Origin of the sequence: Stenotrophomonas sp. SKA14 (assembly GCF_000158575.1) — a bacterium.
Taxonomy (GTDB): Bacteria; Pseudomonadota; Gammaproteobacteria; order Xanthomonadales; family Xanthomonadaceae; genus Stenotrophomonas; species Stenotrophomonas forensis.
Map to the genome: position 1 here is coordinate 1473474 of NZ_DS999412.1, position 16419 is coordinate 1489892.

The 16419-nt window shown below is 65.3% G+C and carries 17 protein-coding genes; 14 read left to right on the forward strand and 3 right to left on the reverse strand.

Going from position 1 to position 16419, the window contains the following annotated elements:
• The 13 genes from SSKA14_RS06790 (at position 1) to SSKA14_RS06850 (ending at position 13093) form a co-directional block, all read left to right on the forward strand.
• On the forward strand, positions 1-411 hold the full coding sequence (locus SSKA14_RS06790) for a TIGR03750 family conjugal transfer protein (RefSeq protein ID WP_033940520.1): 411 nt from the start codon (positions 1-3) through the stop codon (positions 409-411).
• The gene (locus SSKA14_RS06795) at positions 408-1100 is read left to right on the forward strand and encodes a PFL_4703 family integrating conjugative element protein (RefSeq protein WP_008267835.1); all 693 of its coding nucleotides are present in this window, start codon (positions 408-410) and stop codon (positions 1098-1100) included. The genes SSKA14_RS06790 and SSKA14_RS06795 overlap by 4 nt, the downstream gene beginning before the upstream one ends.
• A gap of 5 nt (positions 1101-1105) precedes the next feature.
• A complete protein-coding gene (locus SSKA14_RS06800) occupies positions 1106-2023 on the forward strand; it encodes a TIGR03749 family integrating conjugative element protein (RefSeq protein WP_033940524.1) in 918 nt (305 codons plus the stop codon).
• Positions 2013-3422, forward strand: coding sequence for a TIGR03752 family integrating conjugative element protein (locus SSKA14_RS06805; RefSeq protein ID WP_014603598.1), 1410 nt, complete (start codon positions 2013-2015; stop codon positions 3420-3422). Before SSKA14_RS06800 ends, SSKA14_RS06805 begins: the two co-directional genes overlap by 11 nt.
• A complete protein-coding gene (locus SSKA14_RS06810; RefSeq protein ID WP_008265628.1) occupies positions 3403-3852 on the forward strand; it encodes a TIGR03751 family conjugal transfer lipoprotein in 450 nt (149 codons plus the stop codon). The genes SSKA14_RS06805 and SSKA14_RS06810 overlap by 20 nt, the downstream gene beginning before the upstream one ends.
• Positions 3852-6761: a conjugative transfer ATPase gene (locus SSKA14_RS06815; protein WP_008265140.1), complete on the forward strand. Its 2910-nt coding sequence runs from the start codon at positions 3852-3854 to the stop codon at positions 6759-6761. Before SSKA14_RS06810 ends, SSKA14_RS06815 begins: the two co-directional genes overlap by 1 nt.
• Positions 6762-6776: 15 nt before the next feature.
• Complete coding sequence (locus SSKA14_RS06820; protein ID WP_014596091.1) at positions 6777-7541, forward strand: thioredoxin domain-containing protein; 765 nt, start codon at positions 6777-6779, stop codon at positions 7539-7541.
• A gap of 178 nt (positions 7542-7719) precedes the next feature.
• Positions 7720-8214 carry a DNA repair protein RadC gene (gene radC / locus SSKA14_RS06825; RefSeq protein ID WP_012205990.1) on the forward strand — a complete coding sequence of 165 codons (495 nt, stop codon included), beginning with the start codon at positions 7720-7722 and terminating at the stop codon, positions 8212-8214.
• Between the two features lie 164 nt (positions 8215-8378).
• Complete coding sequence (locus SSKA14_RS06830; protein ID WP_008266034.1) at positions 8379-8825, forward strand: TIGR03757 family integrating conjugative element protein; 447 nt, start codon at positions 8379-8381, stop codon at positions 8823-8825.
• Complete coding sequence (locus SSKA14_RS06835) at positions 8822-9769, forward strand: TIGR03756 family integrating conjugative element protein (RefSeq protein WP_012205991.1); 948 nt, start codon at positions 8822-8824, stop codon at positions 9767-9769. Before SSKA14_RS06830 ends, SSKA14_RS06835 begins: the two co-directional genes overlap by 4 nt.
• Positions 9770-9779: 10 nt before the next feature.
• The gene (locus tag SSKA14_RS06840) at positions 9780-11186 is read left to right on the forward strand and encodes an integrating conjugative element protein (protein WP_008266424.1); all 1407 of its coding nucleotides are present in this window, start codon (positions 9780-9782) and stop codon (positions 11184-11186) included.
• Positions 11183-11554 carry a hypothetical protein gene (locus tag SSKA14_RS06845; protein ID WP_008264618.1) on the forward strand — a complete coding sequence of 124 codons (372 nt, stop codon included), beginning with the start codon at positions 11183-11185 and terminating at the stop codon, positions 11552-11554. Before SSKA14_RS06840 ends, SSKA14_RS06845 begins: the two co-directional genes overlap by 4 nt.
• A gap of 15 nt (positions 11555-11569) precedes the next feature.
• Entirely contained in the window at positions 11570-13093 is a 1524-nt protein-coding gene (locus SSKA14_RS06850; protein WP_008266205.1) for a conjugal transfer protein TraG N-terminal domain-containing protein, read from the forward strand.
• A 6-nt stretch (positions 13094-13099) separates the two neighbouring features.
• Here the strand turns inward: SSKA14_RS06850 and SSKA14_RS06855 are convergent, their stop codons facing one another.
• From SSKA14_RS06855 to SSKA14_RS06865, 3 genes are read right to left on the reverse strand one after another with little or no spacing between them, the layout of a single operon-like run.
• The gene (locus SSKA14_RS06855; protein ID WP_008264713.1) at positions 13100-13459 is read right to left on the reverse strand and encodes a DUF3742 family protein; all 360 of its coding nucleotides are present in this window, start codon (positions 13457-13459) and stop codon (positions 13100-13102) included.
• A 27-nt stretch (positions 13460-13486) separates the two neighbouring features.
• On the reverse strand, positions 13487-13945 hold the full coding sequence (locus SSKA14_RS06860) for a type II toxin-antitoxin system YhaV family toxin (RefSeq protein ID WP_008267277.1): 459 nt from the start codon (positions 13943-13945) through the stop codon (positions 13487-13489).
• Complete coding sequence (locus tag SSKA14_RS06865) at positions 13945-14262, reverse strand: type II toxin-antitoxin system PrlF family antitoxin (RefSeq protein ID WP_008265574.1); 318 nt, start codon at positions 14260-14262, stop codon at positions 13945-13947. The genes SSKA14_RS06860 and SSKA14_RS06865 overlap by 1 nt, the downstream gene beginning before the upstream one ends.
• 297 nt (positions 14263-14559) lie before the next feature.
• Here SSKA14_RS06865 and mobH point away from each other — a divergent pair, with 297 nt between their 5' ends.
• Entirely contained in the window at positions 14560-16416 is a 1857-nt protein-coding gene (gene mobH / locus SSKA14_RS06870; protein WP_008264901.1) for a MobH family relaxase, read from the forward strand.
• Positions 16417-16419 lie beyond the last annotated feature (3 nt).

Sequence of the window (16419 nt, forward strand, 5' to 3'; positions counted from 1 at the left end):
ATGTCCGAGCAACAGCATGTCCGTGCCGATGGGACGGTCACGTTCCTTCCACACCGGCTCAACAGGCACCCGGTGGTCGTGCGCGGCCTCACCGCCGACGAGTTGTGGATTTGCTGCGGCCTGTCCGGCGCTGCCGGCCTGGTGGTCGGCGTGCCGCTGTCCTGGGTGTTCCGCACGATTGCCATCGCGCCGACCTTTGTTGTCCTGGGCGTGGCCCTGGGCGTGTTCATCGGCGGCGGCATCCTGCGCCGCCTCAAGCGTGGGCGTCCCGACACCTGGCTGTACCGGCAGTTGCAGTGGCGCATCGCCACGCGCCATCCGCTGATGGCCGGCTGGGTGGGCGGCCATGTGTTGATCTCGCGCTCTGGCTTCTGGACTACCCGCAGGGGCACGCACGGGGACGCACGATGAGCCGTTTCAAGAACGAGATCACCCACCTGCAGGCGCACATCAAGACGCTTCGCCTGGGTGCTGGCGCGCTGGTCATCGTCGCCCTGGTCATGGGCGGAGGATGGTGGAGCGCACCGCGTGATCTGACCATCCACGTTCCGCCTGACCTGCGCTCCGGCAGTACCCGCAAGTGGTGGGAAGTACCGCCTGAATCGGTCTATGCGTTCACGTTCTACGTGTTCCAGACACTCAATCGCTGGCCCACAAATGGCGAAGAGGACTACCAGCGCAACCTCCATACGCTCTCGCCGTACCTCACCCCGTCCTGCCAGGCATTCCTCAAGGCGGACTACGACTATCGCCGCAGCACGGGCGAACTGCGCCAGCGGGTGCGCGGCATCTACGAAATCCCCGGCCGCAGTTATGGCGACAACCCCACGGCGCGCGTGCGTGTGATCTCCGACCGCGACTGGGTGGTGACGCTGGACATCAGCGCCGACGAGTACTACGGCGCCGAGCAGGTCAAGCGCGCCCTGGTGCGCTACCCCGTGAAGGTCGCACGGGTGGACGTCGATCCAGCACGCAACCCGTTCGGCCTGGTGCTCGACTGCTACGAGGGCACGCCCCAGCGCATCAGCGCACCGGAGCCGACGCGCCCGGTGCCTGGTGGCCTGACGCCGCAAGCGCCTCAAGGAGGTAATTCCCCATGAAGCCCATGAAGCATCCTGTGTTCGCGCTGCTGGGGCTGCTGGCCGTGGTCGCAGCACCTGTAGCCCATGCTGTGGAGATCCTGCGTTGGGAGCGCATGCCGCTGGCGGTGCCGTTGAAGGTCGGCCAGGAGCGCATCGTGTTCATCGACCGAAACGTCCGCGTGGGCGTGCCTGCGGGCGTCGGTGAGCGACTGCGCGTGCAGAGCGCAGGTGGCGCGATATACCTGCGTGCCAACGAGCCGATCGAGCCCACACGGCTGCAATTGCAGGACGCCGACACGGGCGCGTTGATCCTGCTCGACATTGCGGCGGAGCCGCCCAAGGACGGCGAGGCCGAGCTGGAACCGGTGCGCATCGTCGAGGGCAACAGCACACCAGCGCGCTATGGCGATCAGCCTGACGGTGTCGATGCGCCCCAGGCGCGCGCCCAGAATCAATCTGACACCCGTATGGCGCGACGCGAAACGCCAATTCCCGTCGTGCTGACACGCTTTGCCGCACAGAACCTCTACGCGCCGCTGCGCACCGTGGAAGCCTTGCCAGGCGTCATGCGGGTCAACCTGCGCCGCGACCTCGACCTCGGCACGCTGATGCCGACCTTGCCGGTGCGCGCTGTGGCGCTCGCGTCGTGGCGTCTGGAAGACCAGTGGGTCACTGCCGTGCGCCTGACCAACAACAGCAGCGACTGGATCAGCCTCGACCCGCGCGTGCTGCAAGGTGACTTTCTCACCGCCACCTTCCAGCACGAGGCGCTTGGCCCGCGCGGAACCCCCGAGGACACCACCGTCCTGTACCTGGTGACGCGCGGGCACGGCCTCGCGCAATCGCTGCTGCCGGCGATCCATCGCTTCGACCCCGCTGTGCATCTCCCGCAGCCCAAAGCAGCAGCCAGCGACGACAGGGAGGCCCGCCATGCGCAGTAACGGTCTCCTGAAGTGGCTGCTGATCCCCGTGGCCCTGCTGGTGCTGTTCGTCGCCATCCGGCTGTTCTCCGGTGGCGGTGCGTCGGCGCCGCCCACCGCAGATGGCAGCAGCAGGCTCACGCCGGAGGAAATGAAGGCGCTGGGCATCGAGGGCGATACCCCGCGCGACACCGTGGCGACGCTGGTTGCCCAGGTGAAGCAGTTGCGCACCGAGCTTCAGACCGCGCTGTCCGACAACAGGTCGCAGCGCGAGGAGAATCAGCGACTGCGCCAGCGCGAGGGCGCCATCGACCAGCGCATCAGTTCGGCCCTCGAATCCGAACGCTCCGACCTGCGCCGTGACCAGCAGCAGGCGGCCAGCACGCGCCAGCAGACCGAGGGGCTGCTCGCCGACCTGCAGCAGCGCCTGGACAGCATCGGCGGACGTGGCGGTGGCCATGCCGATTTGCCGGTGGGGCTGGGCCTACGTGACGGCGACGAGGCCGGCATGGAAGGCGGTATGCGCTGGGTGGAGCCCGACGACGCGAAACAAAGCGACGGGCGCGGCAGGTCGAATGGCGGCATAAGCTTCCCCACCAGCTTCGGTTCCGCACAGAGCACGCTGGAAACCACAGCGCAAACCGTGGCGAACGCGGGCGCACGCGCCGCTGGCGTCAAGAGCGCGACGCCCGTCTATACCGTGCCGACCAACTCGACGCTGATGGGGTCGGTGGCAATGACGGCGCTGATTGGCCGCGTGCCGATCGACGGCACGGTGAACGATCCATACCCCTTCAAGGTCTTGGTCGGGCCTGACAATTTGACCGCGAACGGTATCGACATTCCCGATGTGGCCGGAGCCGTGTTCTCCGGCACCGCATCGGGCGACTGGACGCTCTCGTGCGTGCGCGGCCAGGTGCGCAGCATCACCTTCGTGTTCCATGACGGGACCATCCGCACCATTCCCGAGGATCGCGAGGGCAACCAGCAGAACAACCAACAACGTGACGGCCTGGGCTGGATCAGCGACCCGCACGGCATTCCCTGTGTCAGCGGCGAGCGGCGCAGCAATGCGCAGCAGTACCTTGGCACCCAGGCGCTGATCACGGCGGCTGGCGCTGGCGTGGCCTCACTCATCGAATCCGACAACGGCAGGGCGTCCTATGTCGGCGCCGACGGCTCCATCGGCAGCGTGGGCATCAGCGGCCAGGAGGCCGTGGGGCGGATTCTCGCCAGTGGCGTCCAGGACATGTCGAGCTGGGTCAACAAGCTCTACGGCCAGGCCTTCGCTGCCGTTTATGTGCAGCCCGGTGCCAAGGTCGCCGTCCACCTCGAAAAGCCGCTCGCCATCGACTTCGACCCAGAAGGCCGCAAGGTCGATCACCGCGCAGGAGACAGCCATGCTCTCGAACTTGAATAGCTGGGCTCAAGGCCTGGCGCTGGCCTTGGCCGTCGCGCTGCTCGGCGGCTGCGCCACCAGCAAGGAAAAGTTGCTGACCCACGGCGACAGCACGATGATGGACATCTGGCAACAGAACGCCGGTGACGGCGGCGGTGGCGCCGGCCAGGTGGCGCGCAGGCAGTTGCTCGATGTACGCCAGAGCCTGCGCAGGCCGCTGACCGAGATGGATGTGCAGGCCGCACCTGCCGAGCAGATGCGCTACACGCGCACGGCGCGCAACGAGGTCTATCGCCAGTTCCAGCGCCTGCCCAACCCCGACCTCGTGATGTACGTGTATCCCCATTTGGCGGGCACCGACCCGGTGCCGATTCCGGGCTATACGACCGTGTTCCCGCTGTACCAGCGCGTGCAGTACGCCATGCCAGGCGAGCGCGTGGAGGACTACTGATGCGCTGGAGACTCCCCTGGCCGAAGCTGGCCGCACCGAAGCTGGACGCGTCCGGCGCTGGCGCTGACGAGCAGCCGGACGGCTGGCAGCGCCACGTCGAGGCACTGCGCCAGGCCGGCATCCCCGAACCCGGCGCGACGGTGCAAGGCCGCAGGCCGGCGACCCTGGCAGACGAGCAGAAGCTGTACGAGGTCGCGCCGTCGTTCGTGGAACTGTTGCCCTGGGTGGAGTTCCTGCCGCAGTCGAAAGCCATGTTGCTGGAAGACGGGCAATCAGTGGCGGCGTTCTACGAGCTGGTGCCGCTGGGCACCGAGGGCCGGGAACCCGGCTGGCTCGCGCAGGCCCGCGATGCCTTGGAAAACGCGCTGCAGGACAGTTTCGATGAACTGGACGAGAACCCCTGGGTGCTGCAGCTCTACGCTCAGGACGAGCCCAGTTTCGACCAGTACATGCAGACCCTGCGCGACTATGTGCAGCCGCGCGCCCGTGATACGGCGTTCACCGAGTTCTACCTGCGCTTTTTCGGTCACCACCTGCGCGCGGTAGCCAAGCCGGGCGGCCTGTTCGAGGACACGGTGGTCACGCGGCTGCGCTGGCGCGGCCAGACCCGACGCGTGCGCATGGTGGTCTATCGCCGCGTGACCGGCCAAGGGCAAAACAGCCGCCGCGGGCAGACGCCCGAGCAGATGCTCAATATCGTCTGCGACCGCCTGTGCGGCGGACTGGCGAACGCCGGCATTCAGGCCAGGCGCATGGTGGCTGCGGATGTTCACGACTGGCTGCTGCGCTGGTTCAACCCGCGTCCCACGTTGCTCGGGCCTGGGGCCGAAGACCGGGAGCGCTTCTATGCGCTGGCGCGCTACCCCGAAAGTACGGAGGCCGGCGAGGACGGCGAGATCGAACTGGCGAGCGGGCGGGATTTCAGCCAGCGGCTGTTCTTCGGCCAGCCGCGTTCCGACGTGGCGCACGGCACCTGGCATTTCGACGGCATGCCGCACCGCGTGCTGATCACCGACCGCCTGCGCATGCCGCCGGGCACGGGGCACCTGACCGGCGAAACCCGCAAAGGCGACGCCATCAACACGCTGTTCGACCAGATGCCCGAGGACACCACCCTTTGCCTGACGATGGTCGCCACGCCGCAGGATGTCCTTGAAGCGGACTTGAACCACCTGGCCAAGAAAGCGGTCGGCGAAACCCTGGCGTCGGAGCAGACGCTCAAGGACGTGCATGAAGCCCGCTCCCTGATCGGCAGCGCGCACAAGCTCTATCGCGGCACGCTGGCGTTCTACCTGCGCGGGCGCGATGAGACGGAACTGGATCGACGCGGCCTGGACCTGGCGAACGTCATGCTCAACGCTGGCTTGCAGCCGGTGCGCGAGGATGACGAGGTGGCCCCGCTGAACAGCTACCTGCGCTGGCTGCCGTGCTGCTACAACCCCGGTCAGGATCGGCGCAAGTGGTACACCCAACTGATGTTCGCCCAGCACGCGGCGAACCTCTCCCCCGTGTGGGGCCGCGCCCAGGGTACGGGGCACCCCGGCATCACGATGTTCAACCGCGGCGGCGGGCCGATCACCTTTGATCCGCTCAACCGCCTGGATCGGCAGATGAATGCCCACCTGTTTCTGTTCGGCCCGACGGGTTCGGGCAAGTCGGCGACCCTCAACAACCTCTTGAATCAGGTCACGGCGATCTACCGGCCACGGCTGTTCATTGTCGAGGCCGGCAACAGCTTCGGCTTGTTCAGCGATTTTGCCCGGCGCCTGGGCCTGACCGTGAACCGGGTCAAGCTCGCGCCGGGCTCGGGCGTTACCCTGGCGCCATTCGCGGATGCGCGGCGGCTGATCGAGACGCCCAGCGACGTGCAGACGCTCGATGCCGATGCGCTGGATGAAGACCTGCCACCCGATGCTGTGGCCATGGAGGCGGATGAGCAGCGCGACGTGCTGGGCGAATTGGAGATCACCGCGAGGCTGATGATCACCGGCGGCGAAGACAAGGAAGAAGCCCGGATGACGCGGGCCGACCGCTCACTGATCCGCCAGTGCATCCTCGATGCCGCAGAGCACTGCCACAGCAAGGATGACGAGAAGCGCACCGTGCTCACGCGCGATGTGCGCAACGCGCTGCGCACGCGCAGCCAGGACTCGACGCTGCCGGAAATGCGGCGTGTGCGACTGCTGGAGATGGCCGACGCCATGGACATGTTCTGCCAAGGCACGGACGGTGAAATGTTCGACCGTGACGGTTCGCCGTGGCCCGAAGCCGACATCACCCTGGTCGATCTGGCGACCTATGCCCGCGAGGGCTACAACGCTCAGCTCTCCATTGCCTACATCAGCCTGATCAGCACGGTGAACAACATCGCCGAGCGCGATCAGTACCTGGGCCGCCCGATCATCAACGTCACCGACGAAGGGCACATCATCACCAAGAACCAGCTGCTCGCCCCCTACGTGGTGAAGATCACCAAGATGTGGCGCAAGTTGGGGGCCTGGTTCTGGCTCGCCACACAAAACATCGACGACTTGCCGCGCGCCGCAGAGCCCATGCTCAACATGATCGAGTGGTGGATCTGTCTGTCGATGCCGCCCGATGAGGTGGAGAAGATCGCCCGGTTCCGCGAACTCTCGCCTGCGCAGAAGGCGCTGATGCTTTCGGCGCGCAAGGAAGCCGGGAAGTTCACCGAGGGCGTCATCCTCTCCAAGAGCCTGGAAGTGCTGTTTCGGGCCGTGCCACCGAGCCTCTATCTCGCGCTTGCGCAGACCGAACCCGAGGAGAAAGCCGAGCGTTACCAACTCATGCAACAGCACGGCATCAGTGAACTCGACGCGGCCTTCAAGGTGGCCGAGAAGATCGACCAGGCGCGCGGCATCGAGTCGCCGGCCTTGGGCCTGCCGCAATAGCCGCCGGAGACTGCCGTGAAACCGAAACATCCTTCCATTCCGATGCCAGTCCAGGCGCTCCGCCATCGGCGCTCGCGCAAGCGCTGGCCCTGGTTCTTGGCCGCTGGATTGATCGCGCTGCTGCTGATCTGGCTCGTGTCCCGCGCACCCAGCGAACCCGCGTCGTTGGCTCCCGCGCCGGTCAGTACCGCGCAGGTGGCCGGGCCGCCCTGGCAAATGGGCAACGCGCAGGGCCGGTTCACGCTGACGCTCTATGCCGACCTCGAATGTCCGTTCTGCCGGGAGTACTTTCCGCAACTCAAACGCTGGGTGGGCGCCAACGCGGACGTAGCCCTGCAATGGCAGCACCAGCCGCTGGCCGCGCACGAACCGGCCGCCTCTGCCGAGGCACGCCTGGCCGAGTGCGCCGCCGAAAGTGGCGGGCATGTGGCCTTTTGGCAGGCCATTGAATGGGTCTATGCGCACACGCGCAGTGACGGCCTGGGCTTGCCCGAGGGCCTGCGCTATCCCGGCCTAAACCCAGCCGTCGAGCAGTGTTTGGCCAGCGAGCGGCCCGAAACGTTGATTCGCGCTCAGGCCGAGGAAGCCACCAAGGGCGGCGTGACCGCGACGCCATCCCTGCGACTACACGATCGCCAGACCAGCCAGGCGATCCTGCTGCAGGGGCCTATCGAAGGCGATGCACTGCTGTCGGCCATGGACATGCTGGCAGCTGAGGATTCGGTCGTTTCACCCACTACGGAAATGCCTGCCGACGTCGTCGGCGACATGCCCAGGTAGCCCGCGGTCATTGAGGCTACGGCGCAGCACGCTGCGCTGACCGCTACCCGTTCGCCCCGCATCCTGGCCGCGAACGATCACCGCTGCTGCGGTGATGGATGCACCTTGTTCCATTCCCTGGAGGGCCTGCCCTCCAGGGGCATGTGCGCCCTCCGATTTCCCTGCCTGGAGGTTCGCCATGTCTGTCGTCATCAATGACTCCTGCCTGGAGTCGCTTTCCGATATTTCTGTTCAGAACGAGGACTGGATCGTCCAGCAAGCCATCGTGTTGCTGGAGCGACGGGTTTTCAAAGCAGGGCCACGTCTTGAACGGCCCGCTGCGGTCAGGGACTACCTTCGCTTGAAGCTGGTCGCCGAGCCCAATGAGATATTCGTCGTCGTGTTCATGAACAGCATGCACGACGTGCTGGCCGTGGAGCCGATGTTCCATGGAACGATCAATGCGACCTCGGTTTATCCGCGTGTCGTGCTGCAACGCGCTTTGCAACTGAACGCCGCTGCGGTCATCTTCGCCCATCAGCACCCCTCGGGCACCACCGAGCCATCCAATGCGGATCGCTTGCTGACCGAGCAGTTGAAGACGGCCTTGGCGCTTATCGACGTGCGGGTACTTGACCATTTCGTGATTGGTCAGGGCACACCGTACTCGTTCGCCGAGTCTGGTCTTTTGTAGGAAGGCCCGTGGTTCACTGATCACAGCGGGGGCTTCGGCCTCCGCTTTTTTCCATGCGGCAGCACCGAACAGGTATGCGGGGTGCCCGCGATGCGCATTGTTTGTTGGGGCGGCAGCGGGTTCGCGTTCGACTATGGCTCTGATCAACTTCCAGGGCACGCGACATGCCAGCATCTTTATTCCGCTTCGCATCCGGCTGGCGAACCCTTGGCCTGGCCGTTGCACTGCCGGCATCCTTGGCCGTTTTCAGCCCAGCCACCTTCGCCGCCGATGTGGTGGTCGTCACCGACAGCCGCCACCCGGTCAAGACCATGGGTGGCGAGCGGTTGATCGAGTTGGATGAAGGCCCGCGCATCGAAGCCGAGCTTTCCGCACAGCTGCCCGCCGATCCTGAGCAGGCCACGGCCATCGTCAAGCGCCGTCTGAACAACGGCGGTGCCGACCTCCAGCGCCGCATTGCTTCCGCATACCAGGGCGTCGCCGACGCATGGAGCCTGGGCGTCACCAGCATCCCGGCGGTCGTGGTGGATCAGCGTTACGTGGTCTATGGCGAGCCGGACGTGGCCCGTGCCGTCGCGCGCATCGAGCAACACCGGAGGCCGCAGCCATGACCCGACCCTTCGAGCGGATGCGCCGCCTGCGTGCTGGCGTGGTCTCAGTGCTGCTGCTCAGCGCCACGGGCAGCTACGCCCTCAACACCGCAACCATCGTTGGCTCAGTGGCATCGCCGGACTGCCTCGAATACCGCGTCGTCGGCATCTGCTACTGGCTCTACTGCACCTGGACGGGCTGCACGGTGCGCACATCCATCAAGGTCCGCCACTACATCCCCGATGCGGTCGTCTCCAGCTACAGCAACACCGGCGAGAACCCTTGGGTCGAAGTCCGGGCGATGAGCGCGCCCAACCCATCCGCGCAGGCCGGCGGGGACGGCACCACCAACGAAGACCACGAAAACAATCTCGCCAAGTTCAAGAACGCGGACGTCATCGGCCATCCCGGCGTCGAGGTGTTCAACCAGTTCGTCTCATCGTCGGGCTACTTCTGCGAGGGCGCGGGCACGGCGTTCATGCCGTATCTGCTCAGCACCCTGGACACACTGGCCTGGCGCTACAACGTGCCGGAGATGGCCTACCCGGAGGCACTAATTCCGGGCAGGCGCGAGGTCGGCGCGCGCACCACGATGAACCTGTGGGGCAACGTCTATCCGCGCGGCGGCTTCCTGCACCAGGCCGACGACCACAAGGCCGGCGCCGTGGTGGCCCAGCGCGCCGGCGATGTCGTCACGCGCCGTGGGCAGATTCACGTCTATCAGCCGCTGCTCGCCAACTCGCGGCCCGGTTACTGGCCTGCCGGCGCGCTGATGGAAGGCGATGCCTCGACGGGCAAGTGGCAGGAACTCACGCCCGTCCTGTCCTCGTCCTGCACGGTGTTCCCGCGCAGCGGCTTCCTGACCCAGGCGCAGCAGGGCGATTACGCCTGGGCGCTGTGGCGGCCCTATGCGTGCTGCGAACGTCGCGGCCAGGTATTCCTCGGCAGCGTCGATTTCCAATGAGGGTACGGCGATGAAGCGTCCTGAACTGACAAACCTCTCCACCAAGGCGTGCCGCCTGCTGCGTCCCACGGTATTGGCTGGGCTGCTGGCTGGCGCACTCGTTCTTGGCGGCGGCCTGGCGTGGGCGCAGGCCGGATTTCAGACCGGCGGCTCCGTGATCGGCGACGAAGTGATGTATTCGATTGGCGGCGGCAGCGCGGTGTCCATGGGCCGCGCGGCCGGCATGCGCTCGATCGGCGTTGGCGTGGGCTGGAACAGCAACCTGATCTGCGGCGACATGAGCATCCAGACCACGCTGCGCAACCAGCTCAACGGCGTCACCAACGGCTTTCAGCAGATCATGAGCAACGTGATCCAGAGCGCCACCAGCGCGGTGGCATCGCTGCCTGCGCTGATCATCCAGCGCGCCGATCCCGGCCTGTACAACCTGCTGACCAACGGCGTGCTGCAGGCGCGCCTGGATTTCGACCGCTCCAAGCTGACCTGCCGTGCCATGGCCGAGAAGATGGCCGACACGGCGGGCGGACAACTCGGCTGGAGCCAGATGGCCGAAGGCATGGCACTGCGCGATGCGGTGTCGAGCACGGATGCCGTGTCGGCAATTGAACAGGCGGAGACGCGCCGCGGCAACGACGGCGTGCCTTGGGTGGGTGGTAGCAATGCGGGCGGCGCAGGCCAGTCGGCCATCCGCGTGGTCGGCGACGTCACCCGCGCAGGCTACAACCTGGTCAACGGCCGCAGCGTGACCGACACATCGTCCATCGCTGCCGCCAGTTGCGCGAGTCTGTCTTGCCAGACCTGGACCTCGCCACAGCAGGCGACCGAATGGGCCACACGGGTTCTCGGCGAACAGGTGCAGCGCACTTGCGATGCCTGCACCAAGACCGAAACGGTGCCCGGCGTCGGGCTGACGCCGCTGATCCAGGAGGAGTACGAGGCAAAGCTGGAAGCCTTGCAGGAACTGGTCTCGGGAACGCGCAACACCACCTTCGAGAACCTGCGTGCGGCTGGCAGCACCTCGCTGCCCATCACACGCGGCGTCATCGAGGCGCTGCGCGACGAGCCGGATCAAGACCTGCTGGCGCGGCGCCTGGCCTCGGAGGTCGCGCTGGCGTCGGTGCTGGAGAAGGCATTGCTGCTCCAGCGCACCCTGCTGACCGGCAAGAAGGAGCCCAACGTCGCGGCGAACCAGTTGGCGGTCGAGGCCGTGAACCACGAGAGCGACACGCTCGACCAGGAAATCCGCAACCTCAAGACCGAGCTGGAGCTGCGCCGCGAGCTGGCGAACAACTCCCCCATGGCCATCATCCAGCGCCACGGCACGCGCGCGGCTGGCTCGCGTGGCATCTACGAAGGCGATCCCATTCCCGACCGCCTTGACCGGCTCCAGAAGGGCAATCCGGGAGGCAACCCATGAACCCGACGCGCGCCAGTTGGCTGCGCCCGCGCTGGCTGCTGAATCGGCGCGCGGCGAAGGCATTGCTGTGGACGGTGGTGCTCGTCGCCGCTGCCGTGGGCGCCAACATCGTCGGCATTTTTCTCGTCGGCAGCATTGACAACTGGGAGCGCTGGCTGACGGCCACGGCGGGCTACTTCCTGGTGTGGCGGCTGTGCCTGTATGGCGCAACCGCCTACGGCTGGGTCTGGATGCGTCGCCGGCTGCTGGCGCGTGAGGCCCAACGCGGGGCGGATAGGCAGGCGCGGCGGCGACTGCTGCGCAGCGAGATCGCTGGCGTCGCCGCCATTGTGGCGCTGGAAGCCAGCCTGTTGCTGCAGGCCGCTTGAGGGGAGATCGGGGTCATGACGCTTTTCACCACCGACTACTTGGAGTACTACCTGACGCTGGTGTCGTGGATCGTCCATAACGGCATCTGGGCCGTGCTGGTGGCGAGCGGTGTATTCGCGTTGCCTTTCATTGCCATCATCGTGCAGGAGTGGCTGAAGGCCCGCGCGGAAGGCGCCGACGAAGGCAACAAGGGCGTGCTCTCGGCTGCGCGCATCGAGAACCGGGTCTTCGTCGCCATCGTGGTGGTGATGTTCGCCGGCATCCCATTCATCGACGTGGATCTCAACACCATCCGCTACGACAGCTCGCGCTCGGCCCAATGCCAGGTCAGCGTGCCGCAGCCCACCGATACCGGCTGGTCGCAGTCCTTCAGCACTATCAACAACCAGTCGGCGAAGGTGCCCGTCTGGTGGGCCTTTATGCACACACTCTCGCGAGCAGTGACCGGTGCCTCTGTGGCGGCGATTCCCTGCGGCACCGACTTGCGGCAGATGCGCATGGAGATCGACGCGACCCGCATCGACAACCCGGTGCTGGCTCAGGAAGTGGCGGATTTCTCGCGCGACTGCTACGGACCGGCGCGCGCCAAACTCTTCATGCAGCGCCCGAACCTCGATGAGGCGCAGATGCACGACGTGACCTGGATCGGCTCGCGCTTCTTCACTGACACGGGCGGCTACTACGACACCTACCGCTCCAGCACACCACGCGATGACTGGCCTTACGACAGCAACCGTGATGCTGGGCTTGCGCAGGTGGCCAGCGGTGGCGGCTATCCGTCCTGCAGGCAGTGGTGGGCCGATGGCAGCAATGGCCTGCGTGCACGCCTGCTGGGGCAGGTAAACCCAAGCCTGCTGAATCGCCTGGCGGGCTGGGCCGGATTCCTGACCCGTGCCGATGTGGACGACTCGGTGATCCGCACCATCGCCTCGCCGAGGCAGCAGAAACTGAACCAGGGCAGCGTCTATACGGACTACGGCGGTCAGATCGACAAGACCCTGCCGAACATCGTAACGCGGGCCACGGGCGACGTCGGCATGGCTTTCGGCGCGATTGCCGCGTTTCCCGCCATGGACGTGGTGCGCCAGGCGCTGCCTATGGTGCTCGCCTTGCTCAAGATGGCGCTGGTCATCTGCATCCCGCTGGTGCTGGTCGTGGGCACCTACGACCTGAAGACCGTCGTTACCGTGAGCGTCGTGCAGTTCGCGCTATTCTTCGTCGATTTCTGGTTCCAGCTCGCGCGCTGGATCGACAGCACCATCCTCGATGCGCTCTACGGCTGGGGCTTCGGCTGGAACCGGCCACACAGCAACTTCGACCCGCTGGTGGGGCTGAACAACGCCTTTGGCGACATGCTCCTGATGTTCGTCACGGGAACGATGTTTATTGTGCTGCCTACGTTCTGGATCATGGCCCTGGCTTGGGCGGGCGTTCGCGCCGGTAACGTCTTACAAGGCCTGGCTGGAGCTACCGGAGATGCCAAGGCCGCTGGCGGAAAGGGAGGAAGTACCGCAATCAGCGCGGTGCCGAAGAAGTGAGCACAGCTAATCGTCCTGGACATGAGGGTCAATGCGAAAACCATCGTAGGTGTACAGGCCGAATCCGGCAGGCCCGTTTCGCCATTCTGGTTCGGGCAGTTCATCGTTCAAGTCGGCATTGCGCGCCATCCAGGCAACCACCATGACGAACACCAGTAGCAGCGCCATCCAGAAGACTGCATAGAACAGCAATCCCAGCACAACCAGCTTGACCGTCCACAGCAGCACGGTGGCACCTGCCATCGGCACGCCCTTGGATACCAACCAGTTCGACGCCCGCCGTTCGCCACGCGCATAGGCGCGCCACCCACGGCCAAAGCTGCGGCCGAGGCGTTCTGCGGTGCTGATGCGGGTCGTCGTGCTCATGGTCGTCACCTGCTACATGTGAAATCGCTACTCCAGTTTGCTCCAATCCTGCTTGCTTGCCTGTACCAATGCGCTCCATTCGTCCGGCGGGTTCCCGCGCCCGAGCATCTTCTCGAACACGGCATACGGGTCTGATTTGCTTCCCGAAGACCGCAGAGTCTGCTCATCGTTGACCCAGGCGTACACGATGACTTTGGCCTTCGAGTCGTAGCGGAAGAACAGTCGGTATCGCCTTCCGAGCTTGGCCCGCCGCCAGTGGCGATAGGCCGATCCCATGGTGTTGCCCTGGCGGTATTCGTCGCGCGCCGGATTACTCGGCACCACGTCTTGCATCAACTGGACCAAGGCCCGGAAGAACTTGACGTTGGCGTTCGATCCGAACCCTTCCGGGTCGTTCTCTTGGGCGCGCAGCACGGCCGCGCGCAGCTTCATCATCTGCTCGATCAGGTTGTCGTGGAACAGCAGTGACCAGCCATGCTGTTGCATCAGATCTCCACGTCCTCATCGAAATCATCGCCCAGGTCCACCTTGTGCCCAGCGTGCTCCAGCATGGTGCGAGCCAGATCCTCGGGCAGGCCACGCACATTTCGGCCCGCTTCAATGTCGCGGGCCAGCAGGGTCAGAAACGCGGCAATGGCAGGGTCCTCGTGCTCGGCATCAGCGCGGGTCACGACGACTTCGCCGCCGCGCAGGTCGAACGCAACTTTGCCGCCCGTATCCACCCCCAGCGCCTGCCGGATGGACTTGGGCAGCGTGATCTGGCCTTTGGAGGTCAGCGTGGCAACTTCGTGAATGGCAGGCATGGTGGCTCTCCTGATTGCGATACCCGCACGGTAAGGAAATTCCCTTACTTTGTCAATCTGAGGTCTCACGGCGTTCTCCCGAGTCCAAGAATCGGTCCATCGTAAGGCGTAAACAGCCAGCCTTCCTGCATCAATCCGGCCTGCCGCAACTCGTATTGGAGGTGGACGGCCGGCACCCGTCGCCCTATACCCAAAGGCTGTAAAGGGCCGAAATGGCAAGGGAATGGGGTGCAAGGGGAAAGGCCCTACCCGAAAAGGCGAAAAGGCCGCCCGCTTGCCCGCCACCAGGACACCCACATGCTCTCTCTGTTCCAGCGGAAACGGCCTCCGGTCGCTGCCGCTCCGTCGCCAGCACCCGTCACCGATCTCCCGAAAGGGCTGCTGCAACCGGAATCGGCCGCATCGCTGCTGGCGACACCGCGCCGGCAGAAGCTGCTGGAACACATCTGGCAGCGAACCTCGCTCTCGCGCAGGCAATTCGCCACCCTGTACCGCACGCCCCTGGAACGCTACGCCGAGCTGGTCCAGGCCTTCCCGGCCTCCGAGGCGCATCACCATGCCTACCCGGGAGGCATGCTCGACCACGGTCTCGAAATCGTCGCCTACAGCCTGAAGCTGCGGCAGTCCCATCTGCTGCCCATTGGCGCCAGTCCTGAGGACCAAGCGGCGCAGGAGGAAGCCTGGACCGCTGCAGTTGCCTATGCCGCGCTACTGCACGACGTCGGCAAGATCGCTGTCGATCTGCACGTCGAGCTAGCCGACGGCAATACCTGGCATCCGTGGCACGGCCCGCTGCGTCAACCATACCGCTTCCGCTACCGTGACGATCGCGAGTACCGGCTCCACAGCGCCGCGACAGGCTTGCTCTACCGGCAACTGCTTGACCGTGAAGTCCTGGATTGGCTCAGCTGCTATCCGTCGCTGTGGGCACCGCTGCTCTACGTCCTGGCCGGGCAGTACGAGCACGCTGGCGTGCTGGGCGAATTGGTGGTGCAGGCCGACCGTGCTTCCGTGGCCCAGGAACTGGGCGGCGACCCCACACGCGCCATGGCCGCGCCCAAGCACGCGCTGCAACGCAAGCTGCTGGAAGGGCTGCGTTACCTGCTCAAGGAGGAGCTGAAGCTGAACCAGCCCGAAGCCTCCGATGGCTGGCTCACCGATGGCGCGCTTTGGCTGGTGAGCAAGACAGTTTCCGACAAGCTGCGCGCGCACCTGCTGTCGCAGGGCGTTGACGGTATCCCGGCAAACAACACCGCCGTGTTCAACGTGCTGCAGGATCACGGCATGTTGCAGCCCACGCCGGACGGCAAAGCGATCTGGCGCGCTACCGTGACCAGTTCCACCGGCTGGACCCACTTGTTTACGTTGCTACGGCTGGCACCCGCGCTGATCTGGGAATCTGGTGAGCGACCAGCGCCCTTTGCCGGGACGGTGACGACCGACGCGGCACTGGCGGGCGAAGCTGCCGAGGCAGCGGCCACGCTTTCTGCGGACGGCGCAGCGTCCGCCTCCGAGAACCAAAACGCTCCGCCAGCGGAAGGTAGTGGCATCGTCTCGGCCTCTCCACCCAAGGCCCAGGCCAGCCCCGACGTCATGGCGGACATGCTGGCGATGGTGGGAATGGGGGATTCGTCAACCACCGAGCAGGATGTGGAAACCGCCCCGGACGAAGTACCCGCAGCTCTCCCCGATGCGACCCAGCCGCCCTTGGCCGCCGCTGCGCCTTCGTCACCGGCCTTCACGTCCTCGGCGACACAGCCATCCGGCGAGCACTTCATGGCGTGGCTGAAACATGGCATCGCCACGCGGCGGCTCATCATCAACGATGCGAAAGCGCTGGTGCATACCGTGAGCGACACCGCCTACCTGGTCAGCCCTGGCGTGTTCCAGCGCTATGCGCAGGAACACCCGCAGGTAGGCAAACTGGCCAAACAGGAGAACCTGCAGGATTGGCAGTGGGTGCAGAAGCGCTTCGAGCGACTGCAATTGCATCGCAAGCAACCAAGTGGCCTGAACATCTGGACTTGCGAAGTCACAGGCGCCAGAAAATCGAGGAAGCTACATGGCTATTTACTTATCAAACCAGAAATGGTTTTCGAATTTACGCCTCCAAATAACCCATATCTATTTTCAATGAAATTTCCCGGCCTATGAAGA